The 3,981-nt window shown below is 65.5% G+C and carries 3 protein-coding genes; all 3 read right to left on the reverse strand.

The window, feature by feature from the left end; translation table 11 throughout:
- On the reverse strand, nt 1-401 hold a 401-nt coding region (locus ACIRFL_RS43535), incomplete at its 3' end, for an ABC transporter ATP-binding protein (protein ID WP_404041242.1).
- Between the two features lie 755 nt (nt 402-1,156).
- Complete coding sequence (locus ACIRFL_RS43540) at nt 1,157-2,029, reverse strand: enoyl-CoA hydratase/isomerase family protein (protein WP_404041245.1); 873 nt, start codon at nt 2,027-2,029, stop codon at nt 1,157-1,159.
- Nucleotides 2,030-2,623: 594 nt separating this feature from the next.
- On the reverse strand, nt 2,624-3,781 hold the full coding sequence (locus ACIRFL_RS43545) for an NAD(P)/FAD-dependent oxidoreductase (RefSeq protein WP_404041247.1): 1,158 nt from the start codon (nt 3,779-3,781) through the stop codon (nt 2,624-2,626).
- Nucleotides 3,782-3,981 lie beyond the last annotated feature (200 nt).

A 3,981-nucleotide genomic window follows, 5' to 3' on the forward strand; every position in this document is an offset into this window, starting at 1 on the left:
TTCGGCTTGCGGTCCAGGTACTCGGTGAGGTCGAGGATCTTCGCGGCCTCCTCGACCTTCTGCCGGATCTCCGCCTTGTTGACGCCGGCGATCTTGAGCGCGAAGCCCATGTTGTCGGCGACCGACATGTGCGGGTAGAGCGCGTAGTTCTGGAACACCATGGCGATGTCCCGGTCCTTCGGCGGCAGGTGGGTGACGTCGCGGTCGCCGATGCGGATGGCGCCGGCGTTGACGTCTTCGAGCCCCGCGAGCATCCGGAGCGCGGTGGACTTTCCGGAACCCGACGGGCCGACCAGGACGAGGAACTCGCCGTCCTCGATCGCGATCTCGAGCGAGTCGACGGCGGGCTTTTCGGAACCCGGGTAGATCCGGGTCGCGTTGTCGAACGAGACAGTGGCCATGGTGAGCAGGCCCCCTTCTACCGGCAGGAACGTGCCGGACGATCCGAGTAGGAAGGTGGATGGTGTAGTCCACACGAGTGAATCGGATCTGGACAGTACCTGGCGTTTCCCCGTCTGTCATTACCCCGGAGCATGTGAGCTTCGCGGGAATTCTCACCAGGGGCTGCCGGGGACCTGGGTACACGGCTCGGCCGCACCGCGTAGGCCTCCGTAGCCTCGCGCTTTCGCGCGCCCAGCAGACTCGGAGGTCTTCGTGTGTAGTTGATCTCGAGTCGTAAGCTTGCTGTCGCCTGCCGGTGAAAGTCCGGTCCGGGTAGCTGCCAGGAGGCCCGGTAGCAGACTGGCGGCGTCGGGGGGAAACGCCCGGGGTCGAAGCCCAGTGTGGAAAGCCCTGCAAGGGGGAGCAAAGCAGCGGTCCGTAGCATCACGTGATGCCTGCGGCGTCGTTGCCCAGGACTTTTAACAGAATGAGCCGTGACGACTAGGAATGACGCGCCGTCAGTCAGTGTTATGCGCATCTCTGGTGTGTGGTGGGGGCGTTGGGCATGGCGCAGCGGAGGCCGTGGGGGCGAGGATGAGTTGTGGGAGCGGTCTGCTCCGCCGCTGCCGGTCGTGGAACGCCGGGTGCGGTACCGGGTCAGGCGCTCCAGGCAGGCCGTTCCGCTGGAGGACTACGGGTACGGTACGCACAACGGCCTACGTCGATCAGCGCAGCGGCCACCTCTGAGAGGGGGCCGCTGCGGTCTCTGCGTGCGTCAGCGGTTCGGTTGCCCCTTCAGCTCTTCCCACAGGTCACGGAGCAGGTCCTCAAGTCGGAGTTCACCTTCTCGTGTGTGGGCGCCGCGTTCGAGGCCGCCTCGGATGAGCTTCTCGGCGGCGGGCAGGGCGAACAGGCCGGCCCACGCCTCGTGCTCGCGCGTGAATCCCCCGGCGAGGTCCACCGCTGGCACGGCCGCCTTGGCGGCCCTGATGACGCCATCAGGCAGCGCTGCTATGTTCCGAGCGAGCCGGTCGACGAAAGCGTCAAGCTCGTCGGCCGGCAGTGCGCGGTTGACCCAGCCGTAGCGTTCGGCTGTCTCCGCGTCGATCGGGTCGCCGCCGAGCAGCACCTCGAGTGCGCGATTGCGGCCAAGACGCTGCCCGAGGTACTGCGTGGCGCCGCCGCCGGGTGTGATACCCATCAGCGATTCGACCTGAGCGAGCCTCGCTTTTCCCATGGCCGCGAAAGTCATGTCGGCAGCTGTCACGAACTCGGCCCCACCGCCGCGTGCGATGCCGGCCAGCTTCACGATCGTGACCTGTGGCTGGTGCCGCACGGCCTCCCCGAATGCCTGGAATACGTTCAGCCCCTCCGGCGCCTCCAAAGCCAGTTCGTCAAAGGCTGTGGGCTCGTCGATCAGCGTCATGTCGACATGGGGTATGAAGAAATCCGGATCAGCGCTGCTAAAGACGATGACCCTGACAGAGGAATCGTCGCGAACCGTCTTGAGGAAGTGCAGTACGTCAGTCATGAGCTGGACGTCGAGTACATTCACCGGCGGGTTGTCGATGACGACGTTCGCCACTCCCTGATCCAGCAACACCCGCAGGGTCGGGTACTCCTTTGCCGTAGAGAATTCTCCGGACACGCCAACTCTCCAATTCCGCACCGGGTCGTCGAAGACAATCCCGGCCCGTAGATTCCTGATGTATACCTAGGTTGAGCTGGTCAGCCAGGGAACGTCAACTACGCACTTTCGTCATCCTAGGGATACTCAGGGATACCGACATGACTCACGACGTCGTCTACAGTGCCGACTGCCCGAGCCGCACCGTCCTCGACCAGATCGCGAACAAGTGGTCGATGCTGGTTCTGGCAGTGCTCAGCCGCACCGTCCTTGTCACGGGCAGCCACCGCGTCGGCGAAGTACTCCCGCCACCAAGTCCCGCCACACACATCGTCGAATCGCTGCAGCGACTGCCGCGGCCACCGAGGCGCCGGCTTGCGCCGGGCGAGGGCTGCCCGGAAGGGGCGGCCGCGGACGGCGTGATCGGCAGGGTGGCGGGCGCATCACAGCTGGGGCGTACGGCAATAGTCGAGCGAAGGGCGGTCTGTTTGGTGAACTCCGCTGGTGTCCCTCAACGCCAATCATGAGTTCAAGCTCAGTAAAAGCGTACTTCACAGAGCCCCGCGTAAACCCACCATGAGAGGGCAGACCCCACCGACCGTCAGGTCAGAGAAGCTATTGCTTCATGGAGTCCGCTACCTGCGAAGAAGCCGGGCGAATCCCGCCGTAAACGAACGGGCCCTCCAGATAACGCTCCAAGGCGAAATAGGGTCGACGAGGTATGCGGAAGCGGCGGCCGGCGTAGGAGAAGACCTCAAGACCGTCCTGCAGGGGCCCGAGAACGGTCCCTTGTGCGTGCCTCCGGATCTGCAAGTCACGGCCGGGTTTTCCACGCAGTGCGGCCACGACGTTGCGCGCGACCAGTGCGGGGCCTCCGTTGCGGGCCGAACCACGCAGGGAATCGCTGGCTGCTACGTCGCCCACGGCCCAGATGCGGTCGTGATCGGGCGTTCGCAGGTCTGCGCCCACGCGGACGTATCCGTGCGGGTCGAGCAGGTCCTCGGGCAGCCATGCGGTGTTCGGGCGGGCCCGGCCGACTGCCCAGAGGACGAGTCCTGCCTCGGCGGGGGGCTGGCCGGTGATGAAGGTAACGGGCCCCGCCGCCGGTGACAGATCGGCCGGTAGCTGTGCACGGTGACCTGGGTACAGATGAACGCGGAGCCGTTCGAGCCGCGCCCTCACCGCGTTCCAGACGTCGGGATGATGGCTGGTGAGGGCACGATCTCCGGGGAAATACAGGTCGATCCGTGCGGCGGGAAACGCCTCGGCGAGCTGCGCGGCGCTGCCCACCGCTGTCGCCCCCCCACCGACGACAGCGATGGAATCAGCGGCGGCGAACCGGGCGTGCATGTCGCGCAGCCCCTTGTCGATCTCACTCTGGTCCTGCAGCTCGGGCTGACGCCAGAACCCATTACTCACGCCTGTGGCGAGCACAAGCGCGTCGTACGGTTCGCGTGTCGTTGTGCCGTCAGCCGACCTCACGGTGACCGTACGGGCGTCCGTATCAAGGCCGGTCAGCGAGCCATGCACCAAGCGCGCGCGGTCCAGGACCCGAAAGCGGTCGTAGGAGATGTTGAACCGGGTCACCCACTCTTCGGGCCGGGCCAGTCGCCACCCCAGACTCTGTCCACTGACCAGGCCCGGCTTGCTGGAGACACCCACCACGTCGACGAGGCGTCGATGCCGGACCAGGTTGATGGCGGCCAAAAGTCCGGCATCGCCCATCCCCGCCACTACGACGCGGGCGCGCGACGCCTGATCCAAGCGCAACATGGCCGAAGACTAGCAAGCCATGGATCATGCCCTCGATCAGGGACGCCAACCCCCGGCACCGAGCGCCGCCACGAAGTCGGGCCGACGGGAGGCGACCCTTGCCGTTAACCTCGCGCTTTCATGGCGTGCTCGTCCACGTCTTGATCAAATAAACGGAGAGTGCTCCTGACCTGCAACGATGGGACTTGTCTAGGGTCCTG

The sequence above is a fragment of the Streptomyces sp. NPDC102462 genome (assembly GCF_044765425.1).
GTDB lineage: Bacteria > Actinomycetota > Actinomycetes > Streptomycetales > Streptomycetaceae > Streptomyces.

Coding starts and splice junctions, on each gene's coding strand:
- ACIRFL_RS43545 (WP_404041247.1), bottom strand. CDS start 3,781: ATGTTGCGCTTGGATCAGGCGTCGCGCGCCCGCGTCGTAGTGGCGGGG.